This is a genomic window from Lentilactobacillus rapi DSM 19907 = JCM 15042, from assembly GCF_001436255.1.
Lineage (GTDB): Bacteria > Bacillota > Bacilli > Lactobacillales > Lactobacillaceae > Lentilactobacillus > Lentilactobacillus rapi.
In genome coordinates this window covers 30,437-49,920 of the sequence record NZ_AZEI01000029.1, presented here as the reverse complement: position 1 = coordinate 49,920, position 19,484 = coordinate 30,437, and the positions used below count along the sequence as shown (strand labels likewise).

The window sequence follows — 19,484 nt, the reverse complement described above, 5'->3', positions numbered from 1 at the left end:
CTTTTTTGCAAAAGTATACCAAAACTCAATTTAGATCTCAAACAGTTTCTAAGAACAGTGCAATTGCCTTATCACGGGCATAAATCGTTAATGGTACCGCCAATATACGAAGTGGGAAACTCCCATATTAAACAAATCGCGTAACTATTCCAGAAACGGAATAGCTACGCGATTTGTTGTAAACATCCAAAATAAAGTAAATTACTTCACGAAATTGGTCTTAATTCGGTCCAACGAGACTTCTCGCGGTGTAAACGTTTCGGTTGTTTGGCCCACTGTCAAGCCGAACACTGGCGTGAAGCCTGCTGGAATCACACCGGCTGGGATTGAGCTCAAGCCGCCCATATTATAGTTGGCGCCTAAACCTTGATCTTCAGCAGCCAATTCCATGTTGTGAACAATCGCGCCTGCAGAAACTTCCGCTGGTGCGCCGGCATCATTGGCGGAAACTACGATGACAGTTGGAGCTTCATAAATGCCACTCATTTTTGCTAAAGTTGCCGGATCTTGGATAACCGTCAACCGATAATTATCGTATTGGCCCATTGCAACAGGGCTGGCATTAGCGGCTTCCAGAATTTGGTGCAGCTGAAAGTCAGTAATTTGACCATTATATTCTCGAATTGCTTTTCTGGAAAGAATCATTTTTTGTGTTTCCATTATAAACACACCCCTTTGATATTTATTGGTTATTATTCAAATTCTTCGTATTCATTGGGATCTTGGCTATCAACTCGGCCATCTGGCTTGGTTAGCTGATTAATCGCGTGGATTTCATCTGGGGTCAGTTTGAAATCAAAAATGTCCAAATTAGCCCGCTGGTGATTGAGGTTACTTGAACGAGGGATCGGAACGATGTTACGGTGAGTGTGCCATCTCAAAATAATTTGGCCGGCATTCTTGTGATATTTGTGAGCCAAATCTTGAATGAGTGGTTCCTGCAAAGCGGCGCTACCACGACCTAATGGGCTCCAAGCTTCAGTGACAATTCCGCGTTCAAGATCTGCCTGCAACATTCGTTCGTTATTCCAATAAGGATGGGCTTCAATTTGGTTGACGGCGGGGGTGACCCCGGTTTCGCCAATGAGTCGGTCTAGATGCGCTGGTTCAAAATTAGAAACACCAATTGATTGGATCAAGCCCCGCTCTTTAGCATCGATCATTGCCTGAAAAGCTTCAACGTAGTGATCCCGCTTTGGAAGCGGCCAATGGATCAAATAAAGATTAAAATAGTCCAAACCTAAGCGATAGAGACTCTCTTGAATCGCTTTAGTTGCGTCATGATACTGATGATACTTACCTGGCAATTTGGACGTGACAAAGAAATCTGAACGTGGGAGGCCGGATCTGCGAATCGCTTCACCAACCATTCCCTCGTTATCATAATTGGTCGCCGTGTCCAAGCCGCGGTAACCATCGTGAATGGCAGCTAGCACTTGCTGCAGGCCGTCACCACCGCGAATTTGATAGGTTCCTAATTCAATCTCTGGAATTTTAAAGCCATCGTTCATGATGACTGCTGGTACTTGATTTGCCATGGATAATTACCTCCATCAAAGTTATTTTTCTGGTTTTTTGTGAGTTGGTTGCTGTGGTTTCTCAGGTTTGGGGCTTGTCGTAGATTGGTGATCAGGTGCTTTGGGTTGGTGATCCAATTTCCTAACGGTAATGTACCAGCCCACCTGCATCGACCGGTTGGGATTAATGTATTCAACACTCAAACGATAATATTTAGCGCAGGGACTTTTTTGGATTAACATATTCTTGGTTTCAAGCGCATCAGCTCTCGTGTCAAAACGGAAGTTGCTATTTGTGCTGTAATTACTGTGTTTGCCGGGTTCCTTATATTCTTGGTTAAAGAAATCCAGGTATTCCTTGGCATTGTTCAAGGGTTAATCACGTCCTTCCTCAATACCATTGTACTCAATAAATGAACCGATTTCATTGTTCGGAACAAAATGTTTTCTCTGACGGGGATTTTTCTTTTAGCTGCCATTCTTTTGAATTGGTGAAAGCGATATAATCAGGACATAAGGGGGAATCGCAATGTCACAAAACGGGTTGTTACTGGTTAATCTCGGATCACCCAAATCGCCTAGTACCAAAGATGTCAAAATTTATTTGAAAGCATTTCTAAGTGATCAAAATGTGGTCACCCTGCCAAAATGGTTTTGGCAGCCACTGCTTCGCGGAATTATTTTACCGCTGCGAACTTGGCGATCCGCTACCTATTATCGGCACATGTGGACCCAAGCAGGCTCACCATTGACCGTGTATACCGAAATGATGCAGCGCAAGGTCCAAGCAATTTTGAAAGATTGGGACGTTCAGTACGCAATGAACTATGGTGGGCCAACGATTGGGGATTGCCTGCACCAAATGCAGGATAATGGGGATGACCATATTGTGGTGCTGCCCTTATTTCCGAATTACACCCAAAGTACCCATGATACAATCATCGAAAAAGTAAAAGCATCCGGTGTGCCAACGACAATTATTAAGCATTTTGACGATCAGCCCACTTATCAAAAGATCCTGGCAAGCCAAGTGGACGAGTGTTACGTTCAAAAAAATTATGACACAGTGGTTTTCACCTATCATGGGATTCCAATGTCGATGATCAAAAAAGGCGATCCGTATGAGAAAGAGTGCCAGCAGACCACGGCCAACGTCCAAAAATATCTCCAACAAGTGCCTGACAATAAAGTTCTGACAGTTTTTCAATCCAAATTTGGGCCGATGCCTTGGCTGAAGCCATATTTAAAAAACACATTGATGGAATTGGCTGCGATGGGCAAGCGAAATGTGCTGCTTGTCACGCCATCCTTTGTTGAAGATTGCTTGGAAACAATCGAGGAAAATAATGTTCAAAATTATCAAACGTTCAGGTCCAGTGGCGGCAAGGTATTAGATGCCGTACCACCGATGAATGCCAGTGACGCCTTTTGTCAATTCGTTGCGGATCTGAGCGAGCAAAAACTGCGTGGAAAGGGGGATGTCAATGAAGGAACAGCAAAATAAAAGTCTGGATGAAATTAATCGGAGTGTCAAAGTTCCCAGTGTGTACGAATCATCCTTTCTACAAAAGTTCTTGGCGTATAGCGGACCTGGAGCATTGGTTGCCGTGGGGTACATGGATCCCGGTAATTGGCTGACGTCGTTATCCGGCGGGAGTAAATACCGATATGAATTATTATCGGTACTGCTGATCTCGATTATTGTTGCGATGTTCATGCAGACCTTAGCAATTAAGTTGGGGGTCGTTTCTCGGCTGGACTTGGCCCAGGCAATTGCGACTAAGATTCCCCGGTGGGGGCGTTACATACTGTGGTTTATCAATGAAATTGCGATGATGGCAACCGACATGACCGGCGTTGTCGGCACGTCAATTGCGTTAAAACTGTTATTTGGGTTATCGTTAATTTTTGGCATTTTCTTTACTATTTTTGATGTTTTATTGGTATTGCTATTTTTAAGATTTGGAATTCGGCGAATCGAATTTATTGTGCTCTTTTCAATATTAGTGGTGGGCGTGATTTTTGGAATTGAGGTTTTCCGGGCTCAACCCAACGTCGGTGGGATTCTTGGTGGGTTACTTCCCACTCCAAGTATTATGACCAATCATGAAAAGTTGGTGATGAGCTTGGGAATCGTGGGGGCCACCATCATGCCGCACAACGTCTACCTGCACTCTTCACTGGCCCAGAGCCGTCGATACGATTATCATGATCCCAAACAAGTGAATGAAGCTTTGCAATTTGGAAAGTGGGATTCAAACGTGCATTTAATCGCTGCCTTTCTGATTAATGCGCTATTGCTCATCCTCGGGGGAACGCTATTTTTCAATAAAAACGCAAACTTTTCTGCATTTCAGGATGTTTACCATGGGTTGCAAAATTCCGCCATTGTAGGGAGTCTTGCCAGCCCGTTAATGAGCACTTTGTTCGCGTTTGCGTTGCTGATCACAGGGATGATTTCATCGATCACCAGCACGTTAGCGGGGCAAATTGTGATGGAAGGTTACTTGCACATCCGGCTGCCATTGTGGGAACGGCGACTCTTAACTCGGTTTGTGACCTTGATTCCGATTTTGATCATTGGGTTCATCGTTGGCTTCAATGATGATACATTTGAGCAGATGATCGTGTTTGCCCAAATTGCGTTATCCATTGCCTTGCCGTTCACGTTGTTTCCTATGGTGGCACTCACAAACAATCATGATTTGATGGGCGTCCATACCAACCGATTATCAGTGACGGTGGTTGGTTACTTGTTAACGTCAATTATTACCGTCCTCAATATTCAATTTATTTTAGCAATTTTTTAGGGGGTCTTATATTGAAAGTACTTGGAATTTTAGGATCGCATCGAAATAATGGGGTGACCGCTAAGATGTTGGCAGCGGTGATGGCTGGGATAAAAGAGCCGAACGAAAGCGAAATTATTTACTTAGAGGATTATCCATTTAAGCCGGATCATGGTGACAAGAAGGATCCCGTGTTAGACGAGTTGGAACAAAAAATGCTCGCTAGTGATGTCTGGGTGCTGGCCGCTCCAACCTATTGGGGTGGCCTGGCAGGCAAAATGAAAGATTTCTTTGACTGCATGCGCCAGCGGTTGGTCCGATTTGACCATACCGGGGCCACTCATCCCGATCGATTTAAAGACAAGCACTATTTAAGCATTACTGACTGTTATACCGGCGCGTTTGAAAACTGGGTCACCGGAGTTACCGACCAAAGTTTTCGAACAATCGATAAAGTGATGACTGCCGCTGGGGTCATTAAGGTTCACGAACTGGTTCTCACTAATACGTGGGGGCTTAAAGAGTTACCGGAAACTAAAAAGCAAACCTGTCTCAAATGGGGCCGGCGACTAAACTCTGTGAAGAAAAGGGATGACAGTACATTGAAACGATATATTGAATTATTCTTTATGATTGCGTTTATGGCACTATTGACCATGGGGATTCAGTTTGGCTTTAAATTAGTCCCAAGCCAGGGCTTTTGGCTGCGATACATATCCTTTGTGGTGATTTTCTATGTATTACTGGCATGTATTTTACACTTCTTTACAGTGGTCAAGCACCGGCGCCGTTGAGATTGGCTACTGATAGACTGGTTGCCCGGATTCCTGTATGATGAGATTAATAAACGAGGAGGACATTATTTTGAAGAATGTTTACTTTGACCATGACGGCAACGTCGATGATTTGGTCTCATTACTATTGTTGTTGCAAATGCCAGAAGTTAACCTTACCGGGGTTGGCGTGATTGACGCTGACGGCTATATTGAGGGGCCCGTACCTGCTTCTCAAAAGATCATTGCCAGATTCGGTCATGGAAAAGAGATTTCCGTGGCTGCTTCAAATTCACGCGCGGTTCACCAATTTCCTAAAGAATGGCGGTTGAGTTCATTTTCATTTGATGCCTTTCCATTACTAAACGAGCATGGCCCGGTAAACGCAGAAGTTGCTGAAAAGCCGGCCCACTTGGATATGATTGATAAGCTTCAAAATACCGAGGGCAAGACCGATTTAGTTATGACGGGGCCGCTAACTGATCTCGCTCGGGCGTTAGCAGTTGACCCAACCATTGTGAATAAAATCGAACGGTTATATTGGATGGGCGGTACCATGCGGACGACAGGTAATGTGCTTGAACCTAAGCATGATGGGACGGCTGAATGGAATGCTTACTGGGATCCTGAAGCAGTTAAAACCGTTTGGGATGCCGATATTGATATTCAAATGGTAGGCTTGGAAAGTACCAACCAAGTTCCACTGAATGCTGATGTCCAGCAGCATTGGGCCAGTCTCCGGCGTTATCCAATGATGGACTTAATTGGCCAAGGTTATGCATTGGTGTCATCATATGAAGCCAACTCAACTTATTATTTGTGGGATGTATTAACCACGGTGGCTAGTCAATATCCAGAGATGATCGAATCTAAGAATATCAAGGGTGATGTGATTGCTCATGGCTCAAGTGCCGGCAGAACCTTCGAAACGGAAACCGGACGGCCCATTAATTTGGTGACCGAAGTCCATGCTAAGAAATTCTATGACAAAATTGATGAATTATTGACTAAAGAATAGTTCGTAAAAAGTAGTATTAAAAACCCAAGCCTAAAAATCAGCGAGTACCGTGATTTTTAGGCTTGGGGTTTTAGTTATACTAATCGGTTAGTCAACAACCACTAATGATTTGATCGCTTCTCGTTTTGCCATTGCTTGATAAGCGGCATCAATATCGTCAAGATCAAAGCGTTGGGTAAAGACCTTGCCGGGATGAATATCACCATCTAAGACAGCCTTCAGAAGAACTGATTTATCGTAGGTTGTAACAGATGCTGGGCCTCCAGCAACGGCTAAGTTACTGTAAAATGGACCGGTGAGATCAGTCTTTGGGGTATGCGGCAAACCAACTCGACCAACAATTGCGCCAGGACGGGCAACTTTCATGGCTGTGTCCGTTGATAATTCACTACCAACACATTCCAAGACGGCATCAGCCCCTGCACCATTTGTTAAACTCATGACTTTAGCAACCGCTTCGTCACCACGTTCTGCGATGATATCAGTGGCGCCAAATGCAGTTGCCAACTTTTGGCGATCTTCGTGGCGACTCATGGCAATGATTCGTTTAGCGCCACGCATCTGTGCAGCAATCACGCCACAAAGACCCACCGCCCCGTCACCAACAACGACGACGGTATCACCAGTTTTGACATTAGCAACGCGGGCAGCATGGTAGCCAGTGGCCATGACGTCTGCTAAGGCCAATAGGGAATTGAGCATGCCATCACTATAATCTTCAGGCTTGCCGGGAATTTTAACCAACGACCACTCGGCGTGTTGATAGCGCGCGTATTCAGCTTGGTAACCAGAACTAAAGTTATCGCTATGGCTTTGGCAGCTGCCTTCATAGCCGGCCCGACATGCGGCACAGTGACCACAACCGTGAGTAAATGGGGCGATCACGAAATCGCCAGGCTTCACAGTGGTAATGGCTTTACCGACTTCTTCGACAATTCCAATCGCTTCATGACCACTGTTTTCCGAATTTGGTTCTTTGGATTCAAGGTCCCGATAGGCCCACAAATCAGAACCACAGACGCAGGCTCGCAAAATATGAATGATGACATCGTCGGCCTTCTGAATTGTTGGCTTCTCAATGTTTTGAATTTCGACTTTTCCAGGTTTAACAAAGATGGTTGATTTCAAATTTCTATCCCCTTTGAATTTGTTTGAATACAAGTTCATTTTAACACAAGGGATGGGATGCAAAGAAAAAGAGCCGGCAAATGAGGTGATTTTGCGCCGACTCTTTTGAAATTGGTTTGTTGAATTGATGAAATGGGGCATGAGGGCAGCCTCGACTGGACTGTTCCTCCAAACTGTGATCTGCCTGTGAGCAGCTTTGGAAAAATTCCAAACCCGGGAATTCCTCGGCTCCATAGCCGAATAGTGCTCCGCAAAGCAGAAGTCTGCACATAAGCACCAACAACAAAAATCCCCAAAAACGGGATTTCCGTTGATGGAGACTTATGTTCCGGTTATTAACCGCTTGGCCTCACACTCTATTACATTGATGTCCAGCCGCCATCCGCTGTAATCACTGCGCCGTTAACAAATTTGGATTGATCTGAAGCTAAGAATAAGGCAACTTGGGCGATTTGCTCTGGCTTACCACCTGGTGCCGTCATGCCACCAATTGCTGTGAGAGCTTTCATACCAAGTTCATCAGGATCATTAATGGTCTTTTGAATGTTAGTGGCAATATTACCTGGAGCAATCGCGTTTGCACGGATGTTATGGTAAATGCCATAAGTGGCCGCAATATTCTTCGTCAAACCGATGATGCCGTGCTTGGTTGCAGTATAAGCAACACCACCACGAGAACCGAACAAGCCGCCGACGGATGCCATGTTAATAATTGTTCCGCCATCTTTTTGATCCAACATATATTTGATAGCTTCACGAGCAGCCTTGAATGGTCCAGTTAAGTTGATTGCCAATACTCGGTCCCAAATATCATCAGTCGTATTTTCAACCGTCTTAATATTATCAACGATACCCGCGTTATTAACTAAGATATCGACTTTGGAATAAGTATCAACCGTCTCCTTAACCATATTAACGATGTCATCTTCTTTGGCAACGTTGGCAATAACAGTGCTAGTTGAGTCACCTGCAGAATCAATTTCGGATGCGGTTTGTTTCAAGCCGTCCGGATTGATATCTGCCAACATCACCTTGGCGCCTTCTTTAACGAATAGTTCTGAAATTTGACGACCCATACCGGAACCTGCGCCGGTAACAATTGCAACTTTGCCCTTTAGTAAATCAGCCATAATGATCTTCCTTTCGATTAAAACTAAACGGTTATCTATATCAACACCTTTAGTTTATATATATGGAAGCGCTTTATCAATTATTTTGAATTGTGGAAATTTCCGCTTGATTAAGAATTGCCAGTCGATTCAATCCATAAAAAAAGGCTAACCTCCTGAGAAGGCTGCCGTTGGAAGATTGATGATGATTGATTAAATGAATAAATATAACTAACTAGTTATTAATAACTACAATTTCACCCAGGAATTCTCATAATTAAATAACCGGCTACTTACTGTTGTCGATCGCAGACTGATTCGAAGTATAAACAATTCGATATTTTAAGACGTTAGTTGCCGTTTTGTTTGATTTAACTGACGTCCATTTTCCTTGGGTCTTTTGATAAATAAACTTTGGTGTTGTGCCACTCAGCTGAACAAAGTATTTTTGATCACCGGACTTGCGAACTCGATAAACTTTGGTTCGACTAGTTGGTGATAATTGTTCTGACGAAGGAGCTGTTTTGTTATAGGCGGTTACGGATTGCCTAATCATATCTTTGTACTGGTTGGTTTGGTGGCTCTTCATGATGATACCGACGATTCCTGCAATCACAACCAACACCATAATTGTTAACATGATCCACAAAACATTGGCCCGTTTAGCGTTTTGTGCTTTCTGTTTTTCGTTCATTGCTAATCACCCCACGATATTAATATGTGCGATTCCATCCATGTCTAATTTAGCACAAGGTAGGAGTGGTTGAAATGAATATGACTAAACTAGATTAGAATAATAGGTATTTTGATTCTAATGGAAGTAGTCATCCGAGCTAATGATTACTGATTAGAAAGTCAAATGTGTCCATTCTGAATTTGAACAAACTGGTTTCTCGGTTAATAACAAATTAAAGATATTTCCGCAACCGAACCATATCCTTTAACACTAACTTGTTTTCAATAATGGGTTCAGTATAATTGCGAGTGAAAAAATCTTGATCAATTCCAACCAATCGGAAACCATTTTTTTGATAGACGTACAATTGGTCGAAGCTGGTGCTGCCAGTGCCAATTTCGATGACCCGATAATGACGATCTTTTGCCCAGTTGGTTGCGAAGTTTAGTAACCTGCTGCCAATTCCTTGATTTTGGTAGGTGGACGCAACGGCAATATTGACGATTTCAATTGTTTCCGGTCGGGTTTCAATTAAAATTAAGACGCCGACCAAGACACCGTTGATGTTGGCTTCAAAATTGATTGACCGTTTTAAATAGGCATCGACGAGCTGTTTGGCCGGATCAGCCGTTAGTAATAAGTCATAATGTCGACTGCTTGCTTGTGTAAAGGGCTGAATGTCTAATTGATTATTCATGAATTAACTCCTATCAAAAGTTTTAAATTAATCATAAGCGCTGACGGTTATAAATCAACCGGGAAAGACTATAATGAACTTCGTACATTGCGAAAATATTTTAAGGAGGCCATTGTTTTGCTATGGATTAATATTCATTTAATTTCATGGGTCTTATTAGTTATTGCTGTTATTCTTGCCTTTTCTTTTAAGGATAAGTTGGCAACCATTTTTATGATGATTACCAGAGTCCTTTACATTCCGATTTTGCTTTCGGGTGGTTTCTTAGCTTGGTATCGGATCCCTAGAGCGCCAGTTAGCGGTATTGTGAAGCTGTTGTTAGGGCTTGCTGTCATTGCCCTCATTGAGATTAGTTTCGCTCGTAAAAGTCGTCAAGCAGGGTCTAAGTCACTTTATTGGACCTTGATTGGGGTCTTCGTGGTTACCACAATCTTCGGCTTTTATTTGGCCGGCTGGTATCCAATTGCTTGGCGTTAAAATTAAGGCTGGGGGCTAATTCCAATGGATATTATCTTATTGATTTTGGCTGGATTTGTTATTGGGACAATTGTCATTACCCTTGGCGGTGGGGGAGCGGCGTACTACCTGGGAATTTTAACCACGATCTTTGGCTTGGGCCCGGCAAGTGCGGCCGCCACTTCTTTGGTAACCGCATTTCCATCCTTGCTCATTGGGTCATACTCTTACTTTCGCCTTCACAAGATTCATTTTAAAATTGCTTGGCGAATGATTCTAGCAGCCGTCCCCGCCGTTATTGTGGGATCACTTGTCTCGCCATATATTCCCGAAAAAATTTATTCATACATCATCGGCGGTATTTTAGCCTACATCGGCATTCAGCTCTTGTTTGAATCAAAGCAGGCGCCTAAACAAACCGGAAGTGCCGTTGCGGTGATCTATGGCATTATCGGCGGCTTGATGGTTGGGGTTGGCGGTTTAAGTGGTGGTGGACCCATTATGGCAGGATTGTTAGTCATGGGAGCCGACATGGTGACCGCTGCGGCAACCTCTTCACTGGTTTTGGTCACAATGACGTTTGTTGGCATCTGTTTTCACTTACAGGCAGGCAATGTTGATTGGAAAGTTGGCATTTGGATTATGCTTGGAGCGGTGTTGGGCTCATTTCTCGCACCGATCCTCCTCAATCGATTGAACCCAGCAAAGTTTACCAAGTATGTTAAGCCAATTTTGGGCGTCTTGTTGGTTGTGATGGGTGGCTTTACGGCTTTTAAGTAACTGGCTTGTCAAGGTAAAATTAAACGTGGCTGAGGCATGAGTCGGCAAAGTGTTTATAATGCAATTTGGTTTTCCTCTCTTATTATTGATAAAACTTGCGACAAACGGCTGATCCTCGCCATTTAAGCAAAAAAGCAATGCATTCTAAAACCAGAATGCATTGCTTTTTTAACTTAAACTCTGGGATCAAATCGCTTTTCGTCCCACTCTTTAATTATTCTCGGTAACTATTACTTGCAGCATCATAGCTTAAGACAACCTGTTTATCCGGCAACTCGACCGTAATCTTTTCGTATGCCGGGTTGAATCCATGATGTGGTAATTGAATTGATACTTGGCCGGCATTTACGGATAACGTGTAGTGGTTGAATTCACCATCTTGATACTTAAAGTCAGTGCCGTCATCTTGGTAATGATCGTAGCTACCTTGATCACCAAAGACTTTAAAGGTCATGGTTTTATCAGGTTCGTCTGAAATATGATCAACTGGATTTCCCCAAGGCAGGATCGCGTCCTTCTTGATGAACAATGGTAATTTATCCAGTGGGGCATTGACGACAATGTCTTGGTTGCCGGTATACTGGCGGTTATTCCAGAAATCAACCCAATCACCGGCAGGTAAGTAAACCAAGCGCTTGGTTTTTGACTTTTCGACAATTGGGGCAACCAAAACGCTGTCGCCAACCATAAATTCATCATTGAGATCACGAACCCGGGGATCATTGTCATAGTTTAGAACTAATGGCCGCATGACTGGGAGGCCGCTTTTAGTGCCCTTCTCGAACAAATCATATAAGTAGGGGATGAAGCGATATCGCAGCTTGACGAATTTGCGATAAATTGAAAGGGTTGGTTCGCCAAAGCTCCAAGGCTCTTGATGACGAGTCCCCATAGCAGCGTGGTTTCTCATTAAGGGGCTAAAGACTGCTGCTTCAATCCAGCGGGTTAATAGTTCCGCGTTGGTGTCGGATCCAAAGCCGCCAATGTCAGTACCGGCAAAGCTAAACCCGCTCATGCCCAAATTACATAGTTGGGGAATCATCATTTGAATGTGGGGCCAAATACTGCGATTGTCGCCGGTCCAAACGGTTGAATATTTTTGGGTACCTGCATAAGCTGCCCGGGTGATAACGTAAGGCCGCTTATCTTGGTATTTCTTCAAGCCATCGTAAGTTGCCTTGGCCATATTGTGACCGTAAACGTTGTGCATCTTCTTGTGGGTTGATGGCTTGTCTTGATCGCTAAAGACAACGTCATCCGGAATGGGTCCTTCAAAGGAAGCTGGTTCGTTCATGTCGTTCCAAATACCACCAACGCCAATATCAGTTAGGAATTTGTCGTTGTGAGCCCACCATTGACGAACTTCTGGCCGGCCAAAGTCGGGGAAGGCGGAATCACCTGGCCAAACTTTATTGATGTAGACTTTGCCATCTGGTGATTTTACAAAATAGCCTTTCTTAATGCCGTCAGCGTAGACATCGTAATCCGGATCCTTTTTAACGCCGGGGTCAATGATTGGGATCGCCTTAATGCCTTGTTCTTTCAAGCTGGTCACAAATTTTTTCGGATCACCTTGATATTTGTCCTTATCCCAGGTGAAGACCCGATAACCCCGCATGTAATCAACGTCAAAGTGGATGGCGTCGCAGGGAATGTCGTACTTCTTCAAACCATCAGCGATTTCTTGAACTTCTTGTTGGCTGGCGCTGTAACCCCAACGAGATTGCTGATAACCGAGGGTCCACTTTTGTGGTAGTGGGACTCGGCCAGTTAAGTAGGTATAATTGCTGACAACATCCTTTAAAGTCTTGCCACCGAGAACGTAGTAGTCAAGGTTGCCGTCAACAGCTGAGTAGAAGTAATAGTTGGGGCTTTCTTTCCCCATATCGAAGTGGCTCTTGTAAGGATTATCAAAGAAGAGACCATAGGGATGGCCGTTCTTGAGCCCATACATGACTGGAATCGATTTGTACAACTTGGTAAAGTTCTCCATTTGGGGTGCCGGATTGTCGGTGTTCCAGTTGTCATATTCAAAGCCGCGTTTATCCAGATAACCCGTCTTGTCACCTAAACCGTAAAGGTGTTCATCGGCAGCGAGTGATTTAACGACTTGAAAATAGCTGCTATCCGCTCCGGTTGTTGAACTGGAGACGCTGTGACCTTCTGCTTCGACGAGGCGTTCGTGGACTTTATCGACGCCTTTATCCAATAATTGACGTTTACCACGGTAATCAACGGCTAATGGATTGCCGGCAGCATCATAAATATCGACGTGTTGATCAGAGTCGACTTTTACTAATAAATCAGCCGTTGTTAATTCGTAGTGATCGCCGACATCCTTGAGGGTAAAATCAGTGGGTTGTTCTTTCTTGCCCTCAATCGCATATGATTGACCAGAATCACCCCGGTTTTCAAATACTCGGATAATCGCAGACGTTAAGACGGATAATTGTAGGTCATGGTTTGGAAAGGCAAAAGTGATGGTTTGCCCGGTTTGAGTGTATTTTGGTAGTTGTGGCATATTATTCCTTCCTTTGTTTTAATTATTGTGTTGTTATACTTTATCGATTTGTGGGGCATCCTGCTTAATGACACTAATGGCGATTGTCGCGATCAGCATTGAGATCCCGGCTATTAACATCATACCAGGCATTGGCAAATAATTGGAACGCAGTCAAATTATTAATCAGTGACAGCGTCGATAAAAGTTAGGACGTTCAGGTCACTAAGATTAAATAAATCGTCTATTATCAAAATCCTCGCTTTTCTTTTGTGTGACCTATATACTACCAATTAACTCATGCTGGTTATATAATAAAAGCCAATTAGGAGGGATAAATATGGCTGAAGACACTAAGAAAAGAATTCAGATTAAGGTTGATCGGGATTTGGATAGTGACGTGAATGCGGTGTTTGAGGAACTTGGTCTTAACCCGACGGTTGTCGTAACTGCTTTGTATCGTCGCGTTGCTGCAGAAGGAAGGATCCCCTTTGAGTTCAAGCTTACCGATGATGAAAAAGCCAGAATTGATCTGGCGAGGTCGGTATATAACAGTGATGTGCCGACATTAAGCGACCCCCAAAAAATTGAAAAGTTTTTAGCAGAGGACAACGAGGATGAAGATTGAGAACACGGACATTGTTTATGCCTATGTTAGATTTGCTGAAAAGCAAGGTGGAAAATCTCGACCAGTATTAATTTTTCAAGTACCAGGGCTTCCACGAGTTGCGTACAAAATAACATCTCAATATGATCAGAAGCCAGATTATCTTAAGCGAGTATTCTATGAAATCAAACATTGGCGAGAAGCGGGATTGAAGAAGAAATCCTGGGTTGATACAGCGTTTAAGATTGATGCTAATAAATTGCAGATTATTTCAATCTTTGGACGCTTACATATTGAAGATGCTGTTGGCCTTAGAAAGTTTCTTGAGCATCTTTAAATAATAAAGCGCCAAAAAGTGGTCCATCCAATCCAAGGGTGAACCACTTTTTGGCAGTATATTATTGAGCAATAAATCCACCATCGACAACAAATTCAGAGCCGGTTGCAAATTTCGACTCTTCAGATCCTAAGTAAACGCAAAGTTCACCGATATCTTTTGGTTCGCCAATGTGTTTCATTGGGGTAATTGAAGCAAGTTGCTTAACGGATTCTCGTGGCAAAATCGGGGTGTCGATAAATCCGGGATGAACCGAATTAACCCGAATATTGTAGTCGTTGGAGGTTGCATCCAAGGCAGCGGCTTTCGTCATTGCCCGGACACCGCCTTTGCTGGCATTATAGGGACCACCAGTTGGGACGCCGACAAATCCTTCGATAGAAGAAATGTTGATGATCGAACCGCCACCACTCTTAAGCATGGCGTTCATTCCGTGCTTGATGCCCAAGAAAGTTCCTGTAAGGTTGATCGCAATGATCCGATTCCAATCGGCCAATTTAAGTTTGTTGATTGGAACCGCAACTGGTGGCACTCCGGCGTTATTAACAACGATATCCACCTTGCCGAATTGATCTTCAGCTGCTTGGGTAACCTTCTCCCAGTCAGCTTCCTTGGAGACATCCTGTTGAACAAAGAGGGCATTGTCCGCACCAAATTTGGCAACAGCAGCCTTGCCACCGTCCACATTGTGGTTGGCGGTCAAGACAACTTTAGCACCTTCACGAACGTAGCATTCCGCAATTCCTAAACCAATTCCGGCAACCCCGCCGGTAATGATAGCAACTTTATCTTTTAAACGATCTGTCATGAAATCTCCTCCTTTCCTTATATTGTATCCGGTTTCACATGAAGGAAGAAGGGATTTGCTTTTTAGATACCTGGAAAGAAACAAAATAATTTGGATTCTCATAATAAGATATTAATCGCCGATGTCTAGAATATTATCAAAGTTAAAAATAAGTCCAATAAATTGGGCAACCAGACCAAAGGTACCAGGTAGAATTTCTTCAATTTTAACGACATTTCTGTGTGTAGACAGAAAATCAATTGATCGAAGTTGGATTGCATTTACTTGCCCATGAACTTTTATCTGGCCAGTCAAATCAAAAAACCCAGGTTGCTTTCGCTTTCTGCTGGTTATTGGACAAATTTTGATAAACCCGGTTGCTTTATTATAAGGTGTTGAACTAACGACCAACGCCGGACGCCTTTTTGCGATTTCACGACCCTCTTGGGGATCAAAGGTTAGCCAAATAATATCTCCTTGTTCAGGTGTGTAGCCCTTGTAAGAGTATTCTTTCATATTTCTTCACGACCAACAGTTGAATCGTCAAACTCCTCTTTATCATGATTAAAGGTCACGTTAGGATCTGTGAATGGATTGCTCATCTTTGGAACGTAATAAAAAGAGCCATCGCGTCCTTTAACTGCCACTACTTCGGTGCCTGATTTAATCCCAAACTTTTTAGGAACTGTTACAACTAATGAATTCCCCTGTTCACGGACTTTCATAATATAGCCTCCTCACAATGTATTCACACTGTATTTACAAAATTATTGTATCAATATTTCCCGTGACGCGTCAATTAACATGTTCAAAAATATCGCTTCGGTAGTTTTACATGATCGTTATTACAGTGATCAGCTGTTGTTCACCACGGCTCGACCAATTGAGAATTAGCCTCCACCTGTAGTAAGACTTTGCCTTTGTCAGCAATTGTCCAGACATAATAATCCCGTTTAATTTCTTCTGGGAATTCCAGCCAATTATTTGCTGGGTTGCGTAATTGATTTGTGAGCCGCTGATCAGTGGGATTGAGTTCAATGGCGGGGACCACCATTTCGGCTTGATGATTTAAACGGACGGGAACATTATCAATTTTATAAAGCTTGTAATGGTCATCCAAATTGGTGGGGATTGTGGCAGTCCCATCGATTGGATCATATTGGTAACTGCCTGGCATCACTTCAACGTCGTATTCAGGCGTTTGACCACGGTACCAGATGGGAGTGGCTGGTTTATTAGCCGAATTTGATCGACTGATTTGGCTAAACAAAATGCCGGCAATGATAAACATGATAAATGCGATTAAAAATATCATTTGGTAGCCCATGGTGATGCCCTCCAATCATTAAAAGCGTTATTCATCTTTATGCTACAACTTATATTTAGGGTTGCAATTATAAAAGGTAGTTGTATGATAGTTTTATGAATATCAAACAATTATCTCCAGACGTCAGTGAAACTCAGTTTAAACAGCAAATTTTCTTTGCGTTATCTGATCCCGGTCGCTATAAGATTGTTCAAATGCTTTATGACGTGGGCCATGAAATGGGGTGCGGTAAATTAAACCAACACGTTGAAATCGACAAATCTACCATGTCATACCATTTGCGAACGCTCAGGGAAGCAGGGATTACAACGACAAGGACTCAAGGACGAGAGAAGTATGTAACTTTGAATGTCGAAAAAATCGAGTCCGAGTTACCTGGATTGCTGGAAAACTTATGATGAATGTGCTCTTCTATGAGCATATTTTTTTTGGGAATAATAGTTTGATATATATAAAACTATAAAACAAATAACGTTCTTAAATCATATTGATTGAAGATGACTTAAGGCGTAAAGGAAGAGGTAACCTCGTGAAAAAATATTCCCTTATTTTCTTTTTGACCATGTTTCTAATTGGAACAGATACATTTTTGATTTCATCGCTACTGCCAACGCTAAGTAATTTATATGGTATTTCCACCTCAGTTTCTGGGTGGATGGTTTCAGCTTATGCCATTGGCTATGCAGCCTTTGCCTTGATTTCTGGACCAATCTCTGATGGCCGGGATCGAAAGAAAGTTATGATTTGGGGGCTGTTAGCCTTCGCCATTTCGACATTTTTGTGTGGTTTTGCAGTCAATTTTCAACTGATACTATTATTTAGACTTTTAGCTGGAATTAGTGCGTCGTTCGTTACGCCACAGATCTGGGCTTCTATTCCGGTGGTTGTGAACAAAAAAGATATTGTAAAAGTAATGGGTTATGCAACCGCGGGGCTATCCGTTTCCCAATTAGTAGGAATTCCAATTGGCAGCTATTTGGCCGCCGTTTCCTGGCACACGCCATTTTTTGTGATTTCCACGTTGGCGATCATATTGCTGGGCTTACTAATCTTCGTTTTACCAGAATTAGAAATTGGCCAACGCGAGCATTTTTCCTTTATCAAAACCTACACAAAAGTGTTCAATAATAAACGGGCGATCAGCTATTTATTTGCATATTTCGTGTTCCAAACTGGTTCGTTCACAGTGATGACTTTTATTTCGACTTGGTTTACAAAGGGTTTTGGCTTAACACTTGCCGGAGTGGGAACAGCGATGATTGCGATTGGTGGCGGTAATTTGGTTGGTTCACTTTTTGGTAGTCGAATTGTTGATTGGTTAGGTCTGGAAAAATCGTTTCTGTATGAATTGTTGGCATTAATTGCGCTTTACTTGGTGATACCATTTGTACATATTTTCTGGTTAGCAGAAGTCTTGTTGACCATCGCCTTCTTGGTTAATGGTTTTATTTTCCCATTATTTATGACCACGCTTCAAAGTACAGCCAAGGACGCTCGGAGTACAATTTCCTCATTATCAAACGCCGCCATGTATTTTGGCGAAACAATTGCTGGAATCATCGGTGGGATCTTGTTTAATCAGTTTAATGGCTTTGCCGCAATTTCGTTATTTGCGTTTTTGATGATTGGTATTTCGATTATCCTATACGGTGGGTCTGGTATTTTTAAGCGCCGCAGACAGCTGAATCTATAAGAAAAACGACTAGACAAATTTTTTATCGTTTGTCATAGTCGCTTTTTTAATTGTTTAGAACCTGTTTAGAGTCTTCTTAGAAGTAACCCAAGAAGGGCTAACACTCAGTTGGCGTTCACAATTTTTCCACAGCCGCCGGCTCTTATCCAGCCAGCTGAAGGAGCATTCAGTGATTCAGCGTTGCGGCATTGCGGTAAAGTTATGTAGTTCATTGCGTTTGGTAACCTGAACGATTGCTTTTAAATTCGTTTTACCATTAATGGCGAAGTTGTTGACGCGTAATTTGATTAAAGGTGATTAGTCATCAATCAGGTTCTCTTTTCTTTTTTATCAAGATTCTGGCAAATCATCCTGGCCTTTGGAAGACCCTAAACAGGTTCAAAGTAATCTTATGAGCAATCCGTTTAATCTTCACCATTATAAAGCAATTTATACTAATTACTTGCCTGCAAAATGCATTTGTTCTTTTACTTCCACATTTCATATATAGCATAAATTAATAACACTGATAAAACGGCATTAATAAATTTACCATGATCGGTAAACCAAGATTGAAACAAGGAACCCAACAAAGCCCATAAAACATTACAAGCTGTTGTGATAAAACACATAATCACTCCAAAGCTTAAAATAAGTAGCTGCCTATTTTTGAAAATTGGCATTAAAAATGAAATGTAGCCAACTAAAAAATAAAGTATAACTTTAACATTAGTCAGATTTAGAAGCATGCCTGCCCAAAAACGGCCATTCGAGCTGGTTACATGTTTTGCTTGAAATGAATATCCGAACAAAGAAAAAATTAGGTAAACTAAATAAATTGAACCAATACACTTTAACGAGTTCAACACTAGAGTAGGGGCTGACATCAATTCGTTCATAAAAAGAAATGTGAAAAAGTCCAAGATAAAAAAGCTAACGAATAGACCAAGTAAAAAGGGATACGAACCACGAAAACTTCGCAGTCGACTTTCTTGCATAGCCATCAAATTGTTGGGCCCGGGGGTAATTGCCATAATGATAATATAAGAGAAAAAAGCCAACATATTACTCTTCTTCTTTCACTAACAAATAGTTTCCTATAAAAATTGCATCTAGTCCTGAGGAATAAAAAGTTCAAATGGCATTTTCTGGAGTACAATCGATCGGTTTATGATTATTAGAGAAGTATTTAGTAGAGCAGAAATGCTGCTTTGCAAAGCAGAAATCTGCACATAAGGCCCACCTGTCATAAATCCAAACCCAGGATTTACGACAGGCGGGCCTTATGCTCTAGCTTCTAACCGCTTTGTT

23 protein-coding genes and 1 pseudogene are annotated in these 19,484 nt (G+C 42.5%); 10 read left to right on the top strand and 14 right to left on the bottom strand.

What is annotated here, in order from left to right; translation table 11 throughout:
• Positions 1-201: 201 nt before the first annotated feature.
• From FD12_RS04775 to FD12_RS04765, 3 genes are read right to left on the bottom strand one after another with little or no spacing between them, the layout of a single operon-like run.
• Positions 202-660, bottom strand: coding sequence for a nitroreductase family protein (locus FD12_RS04775; protein WP_054747842.1), 459 nt, complete (start codon positions 658-660; stop codon positions 202-204).
• Between the two features lie 32 nt (positions 661-692).
• The gene (locus FD12_RS04770) at positions 693-1,538 is read right to left on the bottom strand and encodes an aldo/keto reductase (RefSeq protein ID WP_054747839.1); all 846 of its coding nucleotides are present in this window, start codon (positions 1,536-1,538) and stop codon (positions 693-695) included.
• A 21-nt stretch (positions 1,539-1,559) separates the two neighbouring features.
• Positions 1,560-1,889 (bottom strand): hypothetical protein, encoded by a 330-nt coding sequence (locus FD12_RS04765; RefSeq protein ID WP_056981973.1) that lies wholly within the window; start codon positions 1,887-1,889, stop codon positions 1,560-1,562.
• Between the two features lie 157 nt (positions 1,890-2,046).
• Here FD12_RS04765 and hemH point away from each other — a divergent pair, with 157 nt between their 5' ends.
• The 4 genes from hemH to FD12_RS04745 all read left to right on the top strand — a co-directional run bounded on the left by hemH (position 2,047) and on the right by FD12_RS04745 (position 6,097).
• On the top strand, positions 2,047-3,021 hold the full coding sequence (gene hemH / locus FD12_RS04760; protein ID WP_056981971.1) for a ferrochelatase: 975 nt from the start codon (positions 2,047-2,049) through the stop codon (positions 3,019-3,021).
• Positions 3,002-4,327 (top strand): Nramp family divalent metal transporter, encoded by a 1,326-nt coding sequence (locus tag FD12_RS04755; protein WP_162258719.1) that lies wholly within the window; start codon positions 3,002-3,004, stop codon positions 4,325-4,327. The genes hemH and FD12_RS04755 overlap by 20 nt, the downstream gene beginning before the upstream one ends.
• A gap of 11 nt (positions 4,328-4,338) precedes the next feature.
• Entirely contained in the window at positions 4,339-5,100 is a 762-nt protein-coding gene (locus tag FD12_RS04750) for a flavodoxin family protein (RefSeq protein ID WP_056981968.1), read from the top strand.
• Between the two features lie 70 nt (positions 5,101-5,170).
• On the top strand, positions 5,171-6,097 hold the full coding sequence (locus FD12_RS04745; RefSeq protein WP_054747837.1) for a nucleoside hydrolase: 927 nt from the start codon (positions 5,171-5,173) through the stop codon (positions 6,095-6,097).
• Between the two features lie 87 nt (positions 6,098-6,184).
• On the opposite strand, the gene FD12_RS04740 is transcribed toward FD12_RS04745, so the two are convergent.
• From FD12_RS04740 to FD12_RS04725, 4 genes are all read right to left on the bottom strand, one after another.
• Positions 6,185-7,225, bottom strand: a complete 1,041-nt coding sequence (locus FD12_RS04740) for an alcohol dehydrogenase catalytic domain-containing protein (protein WP_056981978.1) — start codon at positions 7,223-7,225, stop codon at positions 6,185-6,187.
• Positions 7,226-7,584: 359 nt separating this feature from the next.
• Entirely contained in the window at positions 7,585-8,355 is a 771-nt protein-coding gene (locus FD12_RS04735; RefSeq protein WP_056981966.1) for an SDR family oxidoreductase, read from the bottom strand.
• A 268-nt stretch (positions 8,356-8,623) separates the two neighbouring features.
• Complete coding sequence (locus FD12_RS04730; RefSeq protein ID WP_054747835.1) at positions 8,624-9,028, bottom strand: hypothetical protein; 405 nt, start codon at positions 9,026-9,028, stop codon at positions 8,624-8,626.
• A 214-nt stretch (positions 9,029-9,242) separates the two neighbouring features.
• Positions 9,243-9,707: a GNAT family N-acetyltransferase gene (locus tag FD12_RS04725; protein ID WP_056981964.1), complete on the bottom strand. Its 465-nt coding sequence runs from the start codon at positions 9,705-9,707 to the stop codon at positions 9,243-9,245.
• Positions 9,708-9,824: 117 nt separating this feature from the next.
• On the opposite strand from FD12_RS04725, the gene FD12_RS04720 reads away from it, so the two are divergent.
• Together FD12_RS04720 and FD12_RS04715 are read left to right on the top strand one after the other, a co-directional pair.
• A complete protein-coding gene (locus FD12_RS04720; protein WP_056981976.1) occupies positions 9,825-10,184 on the top strand; it encodes a YisL family protein in 360 nt (119 codons plus the stop codon).
• A gap of 24 nt (positions 10,185-10,208) precedes the next feature.
• Entirely contained in the window at positions 10,209-10,943 is a 735-nt protein-coding gene (locus tag FD12_RS04715) for a sulfite exporter TauE/SafE family protein (RefSeq protein ID WP_054747833.1), read from the top strand.
• A gap of 214 nt (positions 10,944-11,157) precedes the next feature.
• On the opposite strand, the gene FD12_RS04710 is transcribed toward FD12_RS04715, so the two are convergent.
• The gene (locus FD12_RS04710; RefSeq protein ID WP_056981962.1) at positions 11,158-13,464 is read right to left on the bottom strand and encodes a glycoside hydrolase family 31 protein; all 2,307 of its coding nucleotides are present in this window, start codon (positions 13,462-13,464) and stop codon (positions 11,158-11,160) included.
• A 319-nt stretch (positions 13,465-13,783) separates the two neighbouring features.
• On the opposite strand from FD12_RS04710, the gene FD12_RS04705 reads away from it, so the two are divergent.
• Positions 13,784-14,071 (top strand): type II toxin-antitoxin system RelB/DinJ family antitoxin, encoded by a 288-nt coding sequence (locus FD12_RS04705; protein ID WP_054747831.1) that lies wholly within the window; start codon positions 13,784-13,786, stop codon positions 14,069-14,071.
• Positions 14,061-14,387 (top strand): hypothetical protein, encoded by a 327-nt coding sequence (locus tag FD12_RS04700; RefSeq protein ID WP_056981960.1) that lies wholly within the window; start codon positions 14,061-14,063, stop codon positions 14,385-14,387. The genes FD12_RS04705 and FD12_RS04700 overlap by 11 nt, the downstream gene beginning before the upstream one ends.
• A 61-nt stretch (positions 14,388-14,448) precedes the next feature.
• On the opposite strand, the gene FD12_RS04695 is transcribed toward FD12_RS04700, so the two are convergent.
• The 4 genes from FD12_RS04695 to FD12_RS04680 all read right to left on the bottom strand — a co-directional run bounded on the left by FD12_RS04695 (position 14,449) and on the right by FD12_RS04680 (position 16,501).
• Positions 14,449-15,195 (bottom strand): glucose 1-dehydrogenase, encoded by a 747-nt coding sequence (locus FD12_RS04695; RefSeq protein WP_054747829.1) that lies wholly within the window; start codon positions 15,193-15,195, stop codon positions 14,449-14,451.
• A 111-nt stretch (positions 15,196-15,306) separates the two neighbouring features.
• Positions 15,307-15,690, bottom strand: a complete 384-nt coding sequence (locus tag FD12_RS04690) for a type II toxin-antitoxin system PemK/MazF family toxin (RefSeq protein WP_054747827.1) — start codon at positions 15,688-15,690, stop codon at positions 15,307-15,309.
• On the bottom strand, positions 15,687-15,899 hold the full coding sequence (mazE, locus tag FD12_RS04685) for a type II toxin-antitoxin system PemI/MazE family antitoxin (RefSeq protein WP_054747826.1): 213 nt from the start codon (positions 15,897-15,899) through the stop codon (positions 15,687-15,689). The genes FD12_RS04690 and mazE overlap by 4 nt, the downstream gene beginning before the upstream one ends.
• Before the next feature lie 140 nt (positions 15,900-16,039).
• On the bottom strand, positions 16,040-16,501 hold the full coding sequence (locus FD12_RS04680; RefSeq protein WP_054747824.1) for a hypothetical protein: 462 nt from the start codon (positions 16,499-16,501) through the stop codon (positions 16,040-16,042).
• Positions 16,502-16,596: 95 nt separating this feature from the next.
• Here FD12_RS04680 and FD12_RS04675 point away from each other — a divergent pair, with 95 nt between their 5' ends.
• On the top strand, positions 16,597-16,899 hold the full coding sequence (locus tag FD12_RS04675) for an ArsR/SmtB family transcription factor (RefSeq protein ID WP_056981958.1): 303 nt from the start codon (positions 16,597-16,599) through the stop codon (positions 16,897-16,899).
• 131 nt (positions 16,900-17,030) lie between these two features.
• Positions 17,031-18,194 carry an MFS transporter gene (locus tag FD12_RS04670; protein WP_056981956.1) on the top strand — a complete coding sequence of 388 codons (1,164 nt, stop codon included), beginning with the start codon at positions 17,031-17,033 and terminating at the stop codon, positions 18,192-18,194.
• 54 nt (positions 18,195-18,248) lie between these two features.
• Here the strand turns inward: FD12_RS04670 and FD12_RS14175 are convergent.
• Positions 18,249-18,431: pseudogene (locus tag FD12_RS14175) on the bottom strand (hypothetical protein); the annotation flags it as partial.
• Between the two features lie 230 nt (positions 18,432-18,661).
• Positions 18,662-19,207: a LysE family translocator gene (locus FD12_RS14395; protein ID WP_225427266.1), complete on the bottom strand. Its 546-nt coding sequence runs from the start codon at positions 19,205-19,207 to the stop codon at positions 18,662-18,664.
• Between the last annotated feature and the right edge of the window lie 277 nt (positions 19,208-19,484).